Origin of the sequence: Mesorhizobium sp. WSM4307, from assembly GCF_007003945.1 — a bacterium.
GTDB lineage: Bacteria > Pseudomonadota > Alphaproteobacteria > Rhizobiales > Rhizobiaceae > Mesorhizobium.
The window spans coordinates 1-16,853 of the sequence record NZ_VFTB01000017.1; the positions used below are offsets into that span (position 1 = coordinate 1).

The following is a 16,853-nucleotide window of genomic DNA, read 5'->3' on the forward strand; positions in this document are numbered from 1 at the left end:
AGATCGGCCGCATCCTCGCCGACGCCGGCTATCGCGGCCACAACGCACCGCAGAGCCACAAGCTCAGGGTCTTCACCGCGGGCCAGAAACGCCGCGTCACCCCAGCCATCAAGCGCCAGATGCGACGGCGGTCGGCGGTCGAGCCCGTCATCGGCCACATCAAGAGCGAACACAGAATGGGCCGCAACTACCTCGCCGGCCAGCAGGGCGACACCCTCAACGCCATCCTGGCCGCCGCCGGCTACAACTTCTCCCTCCTGCTCAGGTGGCTGAAGGGGTTTTTGTCGCTCTTGATTGCCCTGCTTCAAATCCGGCCGAAGCCGGTCGCCGCTTAGGGCTCGGATTGTTCACGGTCGACGATTTGATGCGGTAGTCGCCTATGAGCGGTCAAAACGAACGCAGCTGGTTCGCCGATCGACCAAACGGCGAGCGCACTGTGCTTTGCTCAGACCGCCACCGAGTGCCTCGCCGTTCCCCCTTTGAAATATGTATCGAACTTGGCCGCGATGGTTCGAATGAAGGGGCGACTTTCAGTCCGTACGAGGAAACTGTCACCATCGAATTCAAGCGCTCGGGCAGGATCGTGGAGTGCGATGGACCTCGAGCGATGAAGGAGCTGCTCGCCGGCTTTGCCGAACCGCTCCACCAGGTCGACTGCCGAGAAGGCAAAATCACACATCAGCCGCTCGATGATCCAGCCACGGACGCGATCGTCGTCGGAAAGGGCAACGCCGCGGACGGCAGCCAACCCGCCATCCGCAACCATGCGCCCGTACCCGGCAGTCGAAGCCATGTTCTGCACGTAGCCTTGGCGAAAACGACCGATGGACGAAGGGCCAAGTCCGATCAGTGTCGGGCAGCGATCCTCAGTGTAGCCCTGAAAATTGCGATGCAAAACCCCTGCGCGGGCCGCTATGGCCAGCGCATCGTCGGGCTTCGCGAAATGATCGAGTCCTATTGCCTCATATCCCTTGGCGACAATTGCCCGCGCCGCGAGTTGAGATTGGGCGAAACGCTCAGTGGGACTCGGCAGCCATGCCTCGTCGATCATCGTCTGATGCTTCTTGAACCAGGGCACATGTGCGTAGCCGAACAGGGCCATCCGGTCTGGCTCCAAGGTCAGTGCCTGCGCCACCGTGGAACAGATCGTCTCGCGTGTCTGATTCGGGAGCCCGTAGAGCAGGTCCAGATTGACCGATTCGACGCCCCGCGAACGAACCCCGTCGACGACTGCCTTGGTCTGCAAAAAACTCTGCTCACGATTAATTGCTTTTTGCACTTGCGGATCGAAATCCTGCACGCCGAGGCTCGCCCGCGTTACGCCGATTTGAGCAAGTGCATCAAGGCGCGCCTTGTCCATGTCGTTGGTTTCGATTTCGATGCTGACCGTAGCATCCGGGAGAAGGTCGAAGCTGTCCCGCAAGGCCGCTCCAAGAGCAACCATATCATCGGGCCTCAGAATAGTTGGCGAACCGCCACCGAAGTGGATTGCACGGACATGTGCCTTGCCGCTCACCAGACCGGCAATCGTGACGATTTCGGCATTCAGCGAGCGCAGATAAGCGGCCACCGGCTCATATTGGTGCGTCTGCTTGGTGTGGCAGGCGCAGAACCAGCAGAGCTTGTCGCAGTAAGGAATGTGCAGGTACAGCGAGATTTCGTCGCCGCTTTCCAGCGTCTCCAACCAGCCACGGTAAATGGCAGCATCGATCCCCGAATGGAAATGCGGCGCCGTCGGATAGCTGGTGTAGCGTGGGACGTTCTCGCTGAGTTTGACAGCTATTTCCGATTGCATCTCGCGTTCACCGTGTTGCCCGCCGGAACACTGCACGCATCGCTGAAGCAGACCCTGATCTCGATCAGCCGCGCTCATGGACAAACCGCCGCAGGATTTCTCTACCCTGGATGGGTATCCTGCCGGCAGTTAGGATCGGGTAAGGCGAACGCATGACCTTTCGGCAAGACATTCATAGTTCCGGCATTCCTGTTCTTTGCTTCCCTTGCGAGGCACGGCGTCGCGGTGTCTGCGGTGCGCTCGATCCAGACAATTTGGTTGGGCTCGCCAAGACTTGCTCGCGTCGCCGGATCGAGTCAGGAATGGAGTTGACCGGCGAGGCACAGAACGTCGACAGCTACTCCAACGTGCTTTCAGGCGTGGTAAAGCTATCAAAGAGCCTGTCGGATGGGCGCCAGCAGATCGTCGGTCTCCAGTTTGCACCGGATTTTCTGGGACGTCCTTTCAAGGAGGAAAGCTCGATCAATGCGGAAGCGGCAACAGCAGTCACGCTGTGTTCGTTTCCGCGAGCGGCCGTCGAACGGATGATGAAGGCGTCACGGGAATTCGAGCATCGCCTGCTCAAACAGACGCTGAATGAACTCGATGAGGCGCGCGAGTGGATGGTGACGCTGGGGCGCAAGACAGCTCCGGAAAAGGTGGCGACTTTTCTCCTCATGATGGCCCGGAATATCGATTCCAGTCTCGATGCGGCTTCCGGGTCGGCCTCCTTCGATCTGCCGCTGACGCGTGCCGAAATGTCTGATTTCCTTGGAATCACCAGCGAGACCGTGAGCCGCCAACTGACGCGATTGCGGGCTGACGGGGTGATTCGGATTGAGAACGCACGCCATGTGACGGTGGACAGCATAAGCCGTCTGGAGAAGCGCTGTGGCGGCGGACGCGAGCGGCCCTAAGCGGCGAGGCCATGTCGCATGACTCCGGGGCGGGCCGTGTTTGCCTTTTAATGCGATGTCGCCGCGCCTTCGACGAAGCGGCGTCACGGTTGTCGAGACAAACAGCTTTCGGGCTTTGATAGGAACGTGACCAATCGCCAGGTGTGTTTCGGCACATACCGGCGAAGCATGGTCCTTAATCTGCCACGGCTCGGCGGAACGATCGCGTTCGTTTCCAATGGGATCCGAACAACGTTTGGCAGGGCATCGGCAATAGCATCCAACGCGCGCAGAGCCTCAGCTTTCGCCTCAGCGATCGCGTCTGCGCCCGCCCAACCCAGGGAACGCCTTCCATGAGGGAGTGAGCCCGCGCTGCGTTCCTCGTTCATTCGCCACCTGCTGATTGCGCCGCACAAAATCGTGCGGCCTGACATAGATCAGGGCGAGGGGGCGGCGGCTGCGCGATTAGTGCGCTGCGGATTTGGCATCCACCAGATTCGAGATCGGGATCTGCAATGAAATTCGGCACAGAGATCGTCCTTCTAAGCGTGTTCGCTTTTGCGGCCCTGGTGGCCGCCGGCTTCGGCGTGGATGAACCTTTCCGCCGACACATGTGGGTGTTGTTCTTCGCAGTGGCTGGTTTCACTGCGATCCTGTTGCGCAACACGGAGTTCAGGCCAGCAGCTCCGATTGACCCATCCGCTTACATGGATGGTCCGATCCGCTACGGCGCGATCGCCACCGTGTTCTGGGGTGTCGTCGGCATGCTGGTCGGCGTGGTGATCGCGCTGCAGCTCGCCTACCCCGATCTCAACATCCAGCCCTGGTTCAATTTCGGTCGTTTGCGGCCGTTGCACACATCCGGTGTCGTTTTCGCCTTCGGCGGCAACGCGCTGCTTTGCACGTCTCTGTATGTCGTGCAGCGCACCTGCCGCGCGCGCCTCTTCGGCCGTGATCTCGCCTGGTTCGTCTTCTGGGGCTACCAGCTGTTCATCGTCATGGCCGCGACCGGCTACCTGCTCGGCATCACCGAGGGCCGCGAGTACGCCGAACCCGAATGGTATGTGGATGTCTGGCTGACCATCGTCTGGGTCGCCTACCTCATTCTGTTCCTTGGCACGATCCTGAAGCGCAAGGAACCGCATATCTACGTGGCCAACTGGTTCTACCTGTCGTTCATCGTGACCATCGCGATGCTGCATGTGGTCAACAACCTGTCCATACCAGTCTCGTTCCCGGGCTCCAAGAGCTACTCCGCCTTTTCAGGGGTCCAGGACGCCTTGACGCAATGGTGGTACGGCCACAACGCGGTCGGCTTCTTTCTCACCGCCGGCTTCCTCGGCATGATGTATTATTTCGTGCCCAAGCAGGCGAACCGGCCAGTCTATTCGTACCGGCTGTCGATCGTCCATTTCTGGGCTATCATCTTTCTCTACATCTGGGCCGGGCCGCATCACCTGCACTACACCGCCTTGCCCGATTGGGCGCAGACGCTCGGCATGGTGTTCTCGATCATGCTGTGGATGCCGTCCTGGGGCGGCATGATCAACGGCCTGATGACGCTGTCCGGCGCCTGGGACAAGCTGCGCACCGATCCGATCATCCGCATGATGGTGATGGCCGTCGCCTTCTATGGCATGTCGACCTTCGAAGGCCCCATCATGGCGATCCGGGCGGTCAATTCGCTGTCGCATTATACCGACTGGACCATCGGGCACGTCCATTCGGGTGCGCTCGGCTGGGTCGGCATGATCTCGTTCGGCGCGATCTACTACATGGTCCCGAAGCTCTGGAACCGTCAACGGCTCTACTCGCTGAGGCTCGTCACCTGGCACTTCTGGCTGGCGACACTCGGGATCGTCGTCTACGCCGCGGTGATGTGGGTGTCCGGCATCATGCAGGGCCTGATGTGGCGCGAATATGGCGAGCAGGGCTTCCTGGTCTACTCCTTCGCCGAAACCGTCGCCGCCATGCACCCCTACTATGTCCTGCGCGCCATCGGCGGCGCCATGTACCTCTCCGGCGCCCTGATCATGGCCTGGAACATCACCAGGACCATCCTCGGCCACCAGCGCGAGGAGGAGCCGATGCCGAGCCCCGTCGCCATCCGACCTGCGCGATCAGGAGCCAGGTAATGGGCTTGATGGACAAACACGCAATCATCGAGAAGAACGCCACGCTTCTTCTCGTTGGCTCGCTGCTCGTGGTGACGGTCGGCGGCATCGTCGAGATCGCGCCTCTCTTCTATCTCGACAACACGATCGAGAAGGTGGAAGGCATGCGCCCCTATTCGCCGCTCGAACTTGTCGGGCGCAACATCTATATGCGCGAGGGCTGCTACCTCTGTCATAGCCAGATGATCAGGCCGTTCCGCGACGAAGTTGAGCGCTATGGCCACTACAGCCTGGCTGCCGAGTCCATGTACGATCACCCCTTCCAGTGGGGATCGAAGCGCACCGGGCCGGATCTCGCCAGAGTTGGCGACCGCTACTCGAATGCATGGCATGTCGCGCATCTTACCGACCCGCGCTCGGTGGTGCCGGAATCGATCATGCCGAGCTATGGGTTCCTGAAAGACACGCCGATCGACGTGAAGGATTTCTCGACGCATCTGGTCGCCAACAGGCTTGTAGCCGTCCCTTACACCGATGACATGATCGCCCACGCCAATGCGGATCTGGCGGCGCAGGCCGATCCCAATGCCGACACATCAGGCCTTGAGGCGCGTTACCCAAAAGCCAAGATCGGCGACTTCGACGGCAACCCGCAACAGGTCACCGAAATGGATGCCCTGCTCGCCTACCTGCAGATGCTTGGCACACTGGTCGACTTCAAAAATTACGACGAAGCCGCCGGCTACCGCTGAGGAGAACGCTGATGACCTACAATTTGATGCGGGCGTTTGCCGACAGCTGGGGCCTGGTTGCGATGGCGCTGTTCTTCGTGGGGTGCATCGCCTTTGCCCTACGCCCCGGCAGCCGAAGGCTGGCCGACGAAGCGGCCCGCATTCCGCTCGAGGACGAGTGATCATGAGCGACGAGCATATCGATGAAATCTCTGGCGTCTCGACCACCGGCCACGAATGGGATGGTATCCGGGAGCTGAACAACCCGCTTCCCAGATGGTGGGTTATCACTTTTTACGTCACCATTGTCTGGGCGATAGGCTACACCATTGCCTATCCAGCATGGCCTCTGTTGCACTCGGCGACAACGGGTGTGCTCGGCTATTCCAGCCGCAACGAGGTCAGGAACGAGCTGACCGCGGCTGAGGCCGCCAAGGGCAAATATATCTCGGCGGTGGAGTCCAAGAGCGTCTCGGAAATCGCCGCGGACGACGGCCTGCGCGAATTCGCAATCGCCGCCGGTGGCGCCGCTTTCAAGGTCAATTGCGTACAATGTCATGGCTCCGGCGCCCAGGGTTCCAAGGGCTTTCCCAATCTCAACGACGACGACTGGCTGTGGGGCGGCAAGGCCGAGCAGATCCAGCAGACGATTACGCACGGCATCCGCTTCGCATCCGATCCGGACACGCGCCTGTCGGAAATGCCGGCCTTCGGCGACATCATTACCGCCGACCAGATCGCACAAGTCAGCGCCTACGTGGCCAGCCTTTCCGGCAAGGTCCGCGATGCAAGTCTGATCCAACCCGGCGCCAAGGTCTTTGCCGAGAATTGCGTGGCCTGTCACGGCGACAATGCAAAAGGCAACAGGGAATTCGGCGCCCCCGACCTGACCGATGCGATCTGGCTCTATGGATCCGGTGAGACAGCCATCGCCGCACAGGTCCGTGCGCCAAAACAGGGCGTCATGCCGGCCTGGGTTGGCCGTCTCGGCGAGATCAAGGTCAAGGAACTTGCAGTTTATGTCCATTCGCTTGGCGGCGGAGAATAGGAATGGAAGGTCCTATTCTTCGGTCCCCCCTGCCAAGCGGACGAGGCCCGGCGTGAGCCGGGCCTCGACACCATCCCTAATGCGATCTGCACAACCCGGCAAGGCTATCCTACGGCGAGGCTTTACGACAGGTGCCCCTGACATTGGCTGGGAAAGTGGAGTTGCACATGCGTGACAAGACGCAGTTGACAGGGCTCGAAACAGAAACTGTCAATTCCGCCAAAACCCGCAAGCCGCTTTATGCCGCGCGTCAAAAGATCTTTCCGAAGCGCGCCTCGGGCAACTTTCGTCGCTTCAAATGGCTGGTGATGACGATCACACTTGGCATCTATTACCTGGCTGCGTGGCTGCCTTGGGCTCGCGGTCCATTTGCCCCGGACCAGGCAGTCCTGCTCGATCTCGCGAACCGGCGCTTCTACTTCTTCTTCATCGAGATATGGCCCCAGGAATTCTTCTATGTGGCCGGCCTCCTGGTCATGGCGGGCGTCGGTCTTTTCCTGATCACCTCGACTGTCGGCCGTGCCTGGTGCGGCTATGCATGCCCTCAGACGGTGTGGGTCGATCTGTTCCTCGTCGTCGAACGTGCGATAGAGGGCGACCGTAACGCTCGCATGAAACTCGATGCAGGCCCCTGGACCGCCCGCAAGCTGATGCTGCGCTTATCGAAGCACGCCGTCTGGCTGGTCATCGGTGCGGCGACCGGCGGCGCCTGGATTTTCTATTTTGCCGATGCGCCGACGCTGGTTGGCGAACTCTTCACCGGCACCGCGCCACCCGTCGCCTACATCACTGTCGCCGTGCTGACGGCTACCACCTACACGTTCGGCGGTCTGATGCGCGAGCAGGTCTGCACCTACATGTGCCCATGGCCGCGCATCCAGGCAGCGATGCTCGACGAAAGTTCTCTCACCGTCACCTACAATGACTGGCGCGGCGAACCGCGTTCTCGCCACGCCAAGAAGGTCCTTGCCGCAGGGCTGCCGGTCGGTGACTGCGTCGACTGCAATGCCTGCGTCGCGGTCTGCCCGATGGGGATCGACATCCGCGATGGCCAGCAGATGGAATGCATCACCTGCGCGCTGTGCATAGACGCCTGCGACGGGGTCATGGACAAGCTCGGCAAGGAGCGCGGGCTGATCTCCTATGCGACACTGTCCGACTACAACGCCAACATGATGCTGGCGACCGCGGGCGGCTCCAGTTCAGTCAACCCGTCGCAGGTCAGGACCGCTGATGGCCTGTTCTCCGACAAGGTGGCGCATTTCCATATCCGCAAGATCTTTCGGCCACGCACCTACGTCTACATGGGTATCTGGTCGCTGATCGGCCTGGGTCTGCTCTATTCGCTGCTGACGCGCGATCGGCTCGAAGTCAACGTGCTGCATGATCGCAATCCGCAATTTGTCACGCTGTCCGACGGCTCGATCCGCAACGGCTACACCGTCAAGCTGCTCAACATGATCCCCGAGCCAAGGACGATCGTTGTCGCGATTCAAGGCTTGCAGGGCGCCGAGATGAGCGTGGTCGGCGACGACATCCCGGAAGGCCGTTCTTTTGCCATTCCGGTCGAACCCGACCGCCTGAAAATGCTGAAGGTCTTCGTGCGCCAGCCGGCGGATCAAATCCAGGGCACAGCGCAGACCTTCAAGTTCCGTGTCGAGGACAAGGCGAGCTTCGAGGCGGACGAATACACCGCCACCTTCAACGCGCCGGAGACTGCCAGATGACCGCTAACGCTGAAAAACCCCGCGTATTCACCGGCAGGCACATGCTGGCCATCATCCTAGCCTTTTTCGGGGTGGTCATCGCGGTCAATCTGACGATGGCAACGCTCGCCAACACGAGCTGGACCGGCCTTGTCGTCGAAAACACCTATGTGGCGAGCCAGCAGTTCAACAAGAAGGCCGAGGAGGGGCGGGCGCAGGCAGCGCTCGGCTGGACCGGCAAGCTGACCATCGCATGGGGCGAGGTCCGCTATAGCCTTACCGACGCCGTCGGCAAGCCGATTGCCTTGCATGGCGTCAAGGTGCTGTTTCGCCATCCCGCCTACGAGAAAGAGGACAAGGCGGTCAACCTCGCCCTCGCCTCCGGCCAGGAATTCGCAGCCCAGCACATGCCGAAGGATGGCGTCTGGATCGTCGAAGTCGACGCTGACGCCGGTCTGGCCGAGCCCTACCGCGAAGTCCGCAGGATCATGATTTCCCATGGAGCGCTGAAATGAGTTGTTGTGCACCGGGCGCCGAAATGGCGCTTGATCTGGGCAGCACCACGTCGGTCCTGCCGTCTAGTCAAGAGATCAGGCTGGCGAGCCGATCGCTTGGAGATGATCTCCGCCAAACCGATCTTTCGGTGCCGAGCGTTCATTGCGCAGCTTGTATCCAGACGATCGAGACGGCGTTGGGAACGCTCGATCGCGTCGAGAGCGCCCGCGTCAACCTGTCGACGAAACGGGTCTCGGTCCGCTGGCGTGGCGACGAGGTTCCACCGTTCGTCGCCGCGCTTGGACGGCTCGGCTACCAGGCGCATCTCTTCGCCCCCGAGATTGATGAAAAGGACAGGACGCTTTCGGAGTTGATCCGCGCCGTCGCGGTTGCCGGGTTCGCGGCGGGCAATATCATGCTGCTTTCGGTCTCTGTCTGGTCCGGGGCCGAAGGGGCTACCCGCGACCTGTTTCACTGGGTCTCCGCATTGATCGCCATCCCAGCGCTCGCCTTCGCCGGCGGCATCTTCTTCCGCTCGGCCTGGAATGCACTGCGCCACGGCCGCATGAACATGGACGTGCCGATCGCGGTCGGAGTGTCGCTCGCTTACGCCATGAGCCTCTATGAGACGATCAACCATGGCGACCACGCCTATTTCGACGCGTCGGTTTCGCTGCTTTTTTTCCTTTTGATCGGCAGGACGCTGGATCACGTGATGCGCGAACGTGCCCGCACCGCGGTGAAAGGCCTGTCGCAGCTGGCCGCACGCGGCGCCATGGTGCTGCGCGGCGATGGCGCGCGCGACTATCTGCCGGTTGGCGAGATCGAACCGGGGATGCAGCTGCTGATCGCGGCCGGTGAAAGGATCCCCGTCGACGGCAAGATCATCCACGGAGCGTCTGATCTCGACTGCTCGCTGGCCTCAGGCGAAAGCGCGCCGAAAAACGTGGCGCCGGGCGAAGCCGTGCAGGCCGGCGTGCTCAATCTTACCGGCCCGCTGACGATCGAGGCGACCGCCGCCGCGAAGGATTCGTTCCTCGCCGAAATGGTTCGGCTGATGGAAGCCGCAGAGGGCGGTCGCGCGCACTATCGCCGCATCGCTGATCGCGTGTCGGCACTCTACGCGCCCGTGGTTCATCTCACCGCCTTCGTGACATTCCTGGGTTGGATGGCGGCGACGGGCGACTGGCACCGGGCGATGACGATCGCCATTGCCGTTCTGATCATCACCTGCCCGTGCGCGCTCGGCCTCGCCGTACCGATCGTTCAGGTGGTCGCCGCGCGGCGTCTGTTCGAGAACGGCATCATGGTCAAGGACGGTTCGGCCATGGAGCGCCTGGCGACGATTGATAACGCAGTGTTCGACAAGACCGGAACGCTCACGCTCGGACAACCCCGGCTCCTCAATGCATCGTCGATCGATCCGGCCATGCTGGCAATCGCGGCAGACATGGCCGCGCACTCGCGTCACCCGTTTTCAAAGGCCATAACCGGCTTTGCCGCTCCTGGCGGGCAACACAAATTCGATGCCGTCACAGAGCATCCGGGGTTCGGGATCGAAGCCACTGTCGCCGGAAGCATCTGGCGGCTGGGTCGACGCGGATGGGCTGGATGGAAGGCCCGGACCGGTGGTGAAGGCAACCATGGCTATGGCGGAACGGTGCTGACAAAAGACGGGTTCATTGTCGCGACCTTCGATTTCGAGGATGCGCTGCGCGCCGACGCGGCGGCGGCGATCAAGCGATTGAACGATACTGGGGTGTCGATGCAAATGCTGTCGGGCGATACCGCAGGTGCCTGCGGTGAAGTTGCAAGAATGCTGGGTGTCGAGGACTTCGTTCCGTGCCTGCTGCCGTCGGGCAAGGTCGAGCGCATCGAGACCCTGGCGAAAGACGGACACAAGGTTCTGATGGTTGGCGACGGCCTCAACGACACGCCGGCGCTGAGCGCGGCGCATGTCTCGATCGCTCCGGCCACCGCCGCCGACATTGGCCGCAATGCCGCCGACTTCGTATTCCTGCGCGAAAGCCTTCTGGCAGTGCCTCTCGCGCTGGACGTCTCGCGCAAGGCGGGACACCTGATCCGCCAGAACATCGCGATTGCGATCGTCTACAATGCCGTCGCCGTGCCGATCGCCATCCTGGGCCACGCCACGCCTTTGTTAGCGGCGATTGCCATGTCTGCCTCATCGGTGCTTGTTATTGGAAACGCATTGCGCTTGCACGGCTTCGGGGCGAATGCGACGCTGCAAGTTATTCAAAAAGTCGGACGCTCCGCAGTCAGCTATTCGGCATAATCCTCGTGACGACGTTGCTCTATCTCATACCAGTGGCCCTTTTTCTGGGTGCACTGGGTGTGTCCGGCTTCGTCTGGGCATTGCGAAGCGGTCAATACGAAGATCTCGACGGAGCCGCCGAGCGGATACTAATTGATCGGGACGACAAACCGGAACGCTGATTTCAATCCGCTGTGCATAAGATGCGCGGATCGCGCTCGTCAGTCGAGCCGGCTCGGTCGGGAACAAGCTGTCCATGCTCCATGCTCCATGCTCCATGCTCCATGCTCCATGACCATCTTGACCTAAGCTGCACACTACATTTGTGAAAAGCCTCTGTCGTGCGAAGGACTGCCTCCCATTGCACCCAGTATGAGGCGTGTGATGCCACGAGAGTACCTCGCGTGGCCGGACGAGAGCTTGGCAATGTGCGCACGGGTTCCAAAGTGGAACGTCACGGTCGATCACCTGACCGTGAACCGCCAGTGCCGATTGGTCATGTCTGGCTGATCCAGATCAGGGTCATACTCATCGGCGTGGTCTATTGACCAGTCTTCGACGGAGAAATGCATGACTTACGGAAAGATTGGTCGTCATTATCAGCACCTTCACGGTTCTGGGTTTTCTGTCGTGTGGTCGGCCATGCCTTGTGCTTACGGCGCAGCCATTAGCTGACCGGCGTCGTGTGTATCTCGCTTGCTGGCTGACCATCCGCGTGGCTTGCGCGGACAGGGGGCCGATCAACAGCTTTCGCCTTTGATGGGTTGTGTGCGTCGTTGCCGATCCATCCCGATTCCCGGCCCGCGCCTTGAGGCTATGCGACGGTACCGGAACCCAGCGCACGTCACGCGGTTCCGCGCGCGTGGTGTCCGCTCGTCACGACGATGAACGAACAAGCGGCTGGAGTACCATGAACACCGTACACATCATCGACTGCCACAATGCAAATGACTACTTCGCCGACAGGCAAGAGGGACCGATCGTGCAGCACTTGTTAAAGGCTGTCAACATCCGCGCGGAGCTCCAAATGGCGTTGAACCGAACGAAATTTGGTGAGGCTGTAGTACGAGCGATGGAGGCGGAGTGCGACGTGCTTCACATCGCCGGGCACGGCAATGGTGACGGGATCGCTTCGTCCAGTGGGCGAAGTGGCCTTCTTTGGGCTGACTTCGTAAAAATGTTCCAGGGCTCGCATCCAGCGCCGAAGATCCTCGTGATGTCAACGTGCTGCGGAGCATCATCGGGGTTGGGACGTGCGTTTTCGAAATCGATCAACCGTCCGAAGTTGATCATTGGTTCGAGTGACGCGCGCTATTTCGACGACTATGTCGCCGCGTGGGCTTTGCTCTATCGGCGACTGAATTGCAAGGACATCGACATCGAAGCCATGCAGCAGGTTCTTGATGAGATATGCGCGGTCGTGGATAAAAGTTTCCGCTACCTTGGCTGGGATGACGAGAGAGAGCGCTACGTTCGATACCCTCACCCTCGCAAGAGAGCCCGCTTCGACGTCGTGGAGCGTGAGTAGTATGCGCAAGGGTTCCAGGTGGAATGTGGCGATCGATGCGGCGCGGCCGTCGCTGACCAGCGTCGCGAGTGTCTCGCTTGCTGGCGGCGATCTGCGCGGCTGCGCGGCGAAAGGGCGGGATCGGTTAGCCGCATCCACCTCTGAGCGCTTTGAGTGCTTCGTTGCCGATCGATGCGAATCTCCCGGCCCAGCGCCTTTAGGCAATGCGGCGGGCACGGAGCTCATGTCACTCGGCTCAGTTCCACCGTTACACGAGGATAGGCGACCGGATGGCGGCACGCTGATGGGCTCTGACGATAATTTTGACATCGTTGTCGTTGGAGCCGGCCCGGTCGGCCTTTCGTTCGCTGCGTCGCTTGCCCAAAGCGAACTCAAGGTGGCAGTTGTTGAACAGAACACATTCGATAGTCTGGCGAATCCGGCTTTCGATGGTCGCGAAATCGCGCTGACCAACGCTTCGATCAGAACCCTTCGCGAGCTCGGCGCCTGGGATGTCATCCCGGCTTCGGACAAATCAGCACTTCAAGGCGCGCGCGTGCTCAACGGCTCGAGCGCATTCGCTCTTCGTTTCGATCCTCCCAGCAACTCTGGAGAACCGCTGGGGGTTTTGGTTCCAAATTGCCGGATCCGCGAGGCGCTGTTCAAAATCGTCCGCTTGCAGGATCGCGCCCGGCTGTTGTGCGGCCACTCGGTCGTCGATGCAACAAACAGCCAAGAAGGAGCAGTCGTAACGCTCTCTAATGGCGCGCGTTTAACTGCTCGGCTGGTTGTTGCCGCGGATTCGCGTTTGTCCGCCACGCGTGATCTGCTAGGCATCGGCGCCGATATCAACCGGCTTGGCCACTCGATGCTGATTTGCCGAGTGAGGCACGAGCGCGCCCACCACCAGATCGCCATCGAATGGTTCGATCACCATCAGACGATAGCGATATTGCCCCTCGCGGAGGGCATGTCGTCGCTGCTGCTCACATTGCGCTCAAACGAGGCCTATAGACTGCTTGCCTTCGATGATGATTTGTTCCTGTCGGAGTTGACGAAACGGTGTCGAGGGCGCCTTGGAAAAATGACCTTGGCAAGCAAGCGCCACACCTATCCGCTGGTCACGACCTGGGCGCACAAATTCCGGGCGCCGAGCGCCGCACTCATCGGCGACGCTGCCATCGGCATGCACCCGGTGACCGCTCACGGATTCAACATCGGTCTCAGCAGCCAGAAGCAACTCGCCCGTGGAATCATGACTGCGTGCCGCGACGGCCGCAATGTTGGCGACCCCGACATGCTGCATATATACGAAAGGCGGCTGCGCCTGTCGGCGGCGCCGCTCTACCATGCAACGAACATATTGGTTGGACTCTACTCCAGAGACCACCTGGCGGCACGGCTTGCAAGGCATCTGGGGCTTCGCTTTGCCCAACATGTTCCCCTTGTCCGGCATGGGATTTCGGCGGAGCTCCAGCGGTGATACTGCACCAGCAGTCGCATTTTTGCGCGTGCTGGGCGAGCGATGAGAGAGTGCATGATGCACCGGAGTAATCCTGCTCCCCGACGCTGATCTCCGATTGAAGAATTAACCCGTCCTTCAGGGGGGCTGCATAGGCTGCGGACAAGCAGGAGTAAGCAAGCTGACCCGTCCAGCCTTGGAAAAAGAAGATCCGCTGGAGGCGAGAATCCTTCAGGACCAGCTCGCTGATCTGAGGGCAGGCCTTTTCGTCTCAATGCCGATAAGCATTGTGCTGTCCGGGCTGATTTTGACCGTGCAGGCCCTTTCCGGGAACGGTCTTGCTGGCGCGGCCTGGTTTTCGGTCGTTAATGCGATAAATGCCGCCCGCCTTGCACTCGCCCGTCATCAGCTGAAGGAACCCGGAGTCCAGGATGATCTGACACGGGTTTGGCTGCGGCTTCGCTGGTTTGGCAGGCTTGCTCTTCTGGCGGGATTCACCTGGTCATTCCTTGCCGTCCTAACGGCTGGATACACGACGTCTCAAGCATCGCTGCATCTAATAATTCTGGCGGGCATTTCAGCTGGCGCGGTCACGTACGGCAGCTCATATGCTGCGGCAGCGATATGCTTCATCACACCGCCACTCCTCATTGCCGCCGCATGTTTGCTGACGAAGGGAGCCCCGGAAAACTACATTCTGGCTTTTGCCGTCCTGCTTTTCGAGGGCGGCCTGGTTCGATCCTCGTTCGTTGGACAAGCGCGCTTCCGTGACGCGAGCCGCCTGAGACATCAAGCCGAGCGGCTTGCCGCGGAAATGGAGCGCAATTCCAGGGAGGACCATCTTACCGCGCTCCTCAACAGGCGGGGCCTCGAACATGCAATCGATCAGTTTGAGAACACCGATGGACCCTTTGTGGCCATGCTGATTGATCTGGACGGGTTCAAATCTGTCAACGATACCTACGGTCACAGAACGGGTGACGAGCTGCTTGCCAGGATCGCCCGCCGAATAGAGGAAGAAGCACCGGAGGGCTCAACGCTCGCCCGCATCGGTGGGGATGAATTCGTGCTGGTTTTTTCTTCGCGAAAGAATTCTCCTTCTCCCACCAATCTCGCGTCCAATCTCATAGCCAAGCTTGCTCGCCCCTATCCTGGGATCGCATCAGTCCGCATTGGAGCGTCTATAGGAATCTACTTGGCTGAAAACCCCGGACTAACGGAAATGTTGTTGCGGGCCGACATCGCCCTTTACACAGCTAAGCGCCGCGGCAGGAATGAATTTTGTCTGTTCGATGCCGAGCTAGCCCGGGAGTTGCAACGCCGCCAGTCAATCGAACGCGATCTTCATTCGGCGATAACGATGAGAAGCTTGGTCGCTTGGTTTCAGCCAATCGTAAGACTCGAAACTGAAGCCGTCGTCAGTTTTGAAGCCTTGCTAAGATGGTCTCACCCGCTTCACGGTCCCATTTCTCCGCCCGAGATCATGACAGCGGCACGCGAAACTGGAATGCTTCAGCTGCTAACTCAAACGGTATTCGCCGACTGTTGCGCTCTTATCGAGGGCTTGGTCAAAGCTGACCGTCGTGATGTTCGTGTGGCGATGAATGTTTCACCGTGCGAGTTGGAAGCTGGCGATATTGACGAGATGATTCTTAATGGTCTGGCGGCAAAAGACCTCCCTGCAACGATGTTCGACATCGAGATTACCGAAGAAGCCCCAGTGGATCCGGACAGAGTGGATGAAAAGCTCGCCCGGCTTTCACATGCTGGCATTTCTATCGCGCTCGATGACTTCGGCACCGGTTTTTCGACGTTGGCATCGCTCAAGGACAGTCGGATCAGGAAGGTGAAAATAGATCAGGGCTTCGTTCGCGGCTTAGCCAAGTCCCGGGAGAATCGGCTGCTTGTCAAAGCGGTGATTGATCTTGGTAGGACGCTCGGGATCGAGGTCATGGCCGAGGGCGTTGAAACAGAGGCAGATCGGCAAACTCTGTACAAGCTTGGCTGCAGAACCGCGCAGGGCTTCCTGTTCTCTAAGGCAGTGCCTCTCCATTTGGCACTTGATTCGGTAGTAAAAGAGCACGCGAAGGAGTTGTGACCGGCCTCTCCGTCCGTGCTGCTCGCGGAACTTTCATGTGGGGTGGACCTGACGCGCGAAAGCCGTTTCGGACGGTAGAGTTATTACGGGGGCGAAACTGAGCACGTGGTTTGGATAGCAGCAATCCGGTCCACCGGCGCACATGCAGCGGCTTCATACAAGCGTTCAAGTTGCGAGATGAGCTTGAGTGAACGACGTCGGAGAATTGCGTCCTTTGGACGCTGGTTTCGCGGTTCCCGTAGGATTCGATTACGGGAAGCGTTCTTGGCTGCTTCTCGGCTCAGCGCTCATCGGGATGAACAACGTACCCGCGGTCAAGGTCTTCGCGACCTCAACCCAGTCACCATCCCGCAACAGCAGCGGTCGGGTCCTGATCAAGCGCTCAGCCTCAGCACAGGTGCTGGAGCAACGGTAGAGCGCGGAAAACGTGTATCGGAATGCGCTGGCTCACCATAGGAAGCTGCCACGGCATGTCGAATGTCCCCAGGGGGCGGACCGTTCCCTTGCATTTGTCTCGATGACGGGCTCTCAAAGCTAAAGCCAAGAGAGCTTTATAAAAATCGCACCCGATCGGCTGCGCAACGACGACCAGCTGAGGCCCGATCGGGTGCTAAGGTCGTGCCAAAAAAGGCGCGTCACTGTCGCATTTCTAGCCGGCTTGCGATCGGACGTCATCTCTTGGCGATCGCTGCCCCTTCTCTCAAATGCGCTTAGCGGCGCCGATGGCGAATAGCGCAAGCTTTTCCA

General features: G+C 60.1%; 14 protein-coding genes. 13 read left to right on the forward strand and 1 reads right to left on the reverse strand.

Annotation, left to right across the window (positions count from 1 at the left end):
- Window positions 1-335: transposase (locus FJV83_RS31870; protein WP_185976827.1), on the forward strand; the 335-nt coding region annotated here is incomplete at its 5' end.
- A 110-nt stretch (window positions 336-445) separates the two neighbouring features.
- Here the strand turns inward: FJV83_RS31870 and hemN are convergent.
- The gene (gene hemN, locus FJV83_RS31875) at window positions 446-1,795 is read right to left on the reverse strand and encodes an oxygen-independent coproporphyrinogen III oxidase (RefSeq protein WP_063169226.1); all 1,350 of its coding nucleotides are present in this window, start codon (window positions 1,793-1,795) and stop codon (window positions 446-448) included.
- A 152-nt stretch (window positions 1,796-1,947) separates the two neighbouring features.
- On the opposite strand from hemN, the gene FJV83_RS31880 reads away from it, so the two are divergent.
- The 12 genes from FJV83_RS31880 (at window position 1,948) to FJV83_RS31935 (ending at window position 16,106) form a co-directional block, all read left to right on the forward strand.
- On the forward strand, window positions 1,948-2,691 hold the full coding sequence (locus tag FJV83_RS31880; RefSeq protein WP_024502861.1) for a Crp/Fnr family transcriptional regulator: 744 nt from the start codon (window positions 1,948-1,950) through the stop codon (window positions 2,689-2,691).
- Window positions 2,692-3,185: 494 nt separating this feature from the next.
- Complete coding sequence (gene ccoN, locus FJV83_RS31885; protein ID WP_063169225.1) at window positions 3,186-4,805, forward strand: cytochrome-c oxidase, cbb3-type subunit I; 1,620 nt, start codon at window positions 3,186-3,188, stop codon at window positions 4,803-4,805.
- Window positions 4,805-5,536, forward strand: a complete 732-nt coding sequence (gene ccoO, locus FJV83_RS31890) for a cytochrome-c oxidase, cbb3-type subunit II (protein WP_063169224.1) — start codon at window positions 4,805-4,807, stop codon at window positions 5,534-5,536. The genes ccoN and ccoO overlap by 1 nt, the downstream gene beginning before the upstream one ends.
- An 11-nt stretch (window positions 5,537-5,547) precedes the next feature.
- The gene (locus tag FJV83_RS31895) at window positions 5,548-5,697 is read left to right on the forward strand and encodes a cbb3-type cytochrome c oxidase subunit 3 (RefSeq protein WP_024502864.1); all 150 of its coding nucleotides are present in this window, start codon (window positions 5,548-5,550) and stop codon (window positions 5,695-5,697) included.
- A 2-nt stretch (window positions 5,698-5,699) separates the two neighbouring features.
- Complete coding sequence (gene ccoP / locus FJV83_RS31900) at window positions 5,700-6,563, forward strand: cytochrome-c oxidase, cbb3-type subunit III (RefSeq protein WP_063169223.1); 864 nt, start codon at window positions 5,700-5,702, stop codon at window positions 6,561-6,563.
- A gap of 167 nt (window positions 6,564-6,730) precedes the next feature.
- Entirely contained in the window at window positions 6,731-8,290 is a 1,560-nt protein-coding gene (gene ccoG / locus FJV83_RS31905) for a cytochrome c oxidase accessory protein CcoG (protein WP_063169222.1), read from the forward strand.
- Entirely contained in the window at window positions 8,287-8,784 is a 498-nt protein-coding gene (locus FJV83_RS31910) for a FixH family protein (protein WP_063169221.1), read from the forward strand. Before ccoG ends, FJV83_RS31910 begins: the two co-directional genes overlap by 4 nt.
- Complete coding sequence (locus FJV83_RS31915) at window positions 8,781-11,060, forward strand: cation-translocating P-type ATPase (RefSeq protein ID WP_063169220.1); 2,280 nt, start codon at window positions 8,781-8,783, stop codon at window positions 11,058-11,060. The genes FJV83_RS31910 and FJV83_RS31915 overlap by 4 nt, the downstream gene beginning before the upstream one ends.
- Before the next feature lie 5 nt (window positions 11,061-11,065).
- On the forward strand, window positions 11,066-11,221 hold the full coding sequence (ccoS, locus tag FJV83_RS31920; RefSeq protein ID WP_081714250.1) for a cbb3-type cytochrome oxidase assembly protein CcoS: 156 nt from the start codon (window positions 11,066-11,068) through the stop codon (window positions 11,219-11,221).
- A gap of 728 nt (window positions 11,222-11,949) precedes the next feature.
- Window positions 11,950-12,567 carry a hypothetical protein gene (locus tag FJV83_RS31925; RefSeq protein WP_063169219.1) on the forward strand — a complete coding sequence of 206 codons (618 nt, stop codon included), beginning with the start codon at window positions 11,950-11,952 and terminating at the stop codon, window positions 12,565-12,567.
- Between the two features lie 280 nt (window positions 12,568-12,847).
- On the forward strand, window positions 12,848-14,029 hold the full coding sequence (gene ubiM, locus FJV83_RS31930; protein WP_024502870.1) for a 5-demethoxyubiquinol-8 5-hydroxylase UbiM: 1,182 nt from the start codon (window positions 12,848-12,850) through the stop codon (window positions 14,027-14,029).
- Window positions 14,030-14,204: 175 nt separating this feature from the next.
- On the forward strand, window positions 14,205-16,106 hold the full coding sequence (locus FJV83_RS31935; RefSeq protein ID WP_082826564.1) for an EAL domain-containing protein: 1,902 nt from the start codon (window positions 14,205-14,207) through the stop codon (window positions 16,104-16,106).
- The last annotated feature ends 747 nt before the right edge of the window (window positions 16,107-16,853 follow it).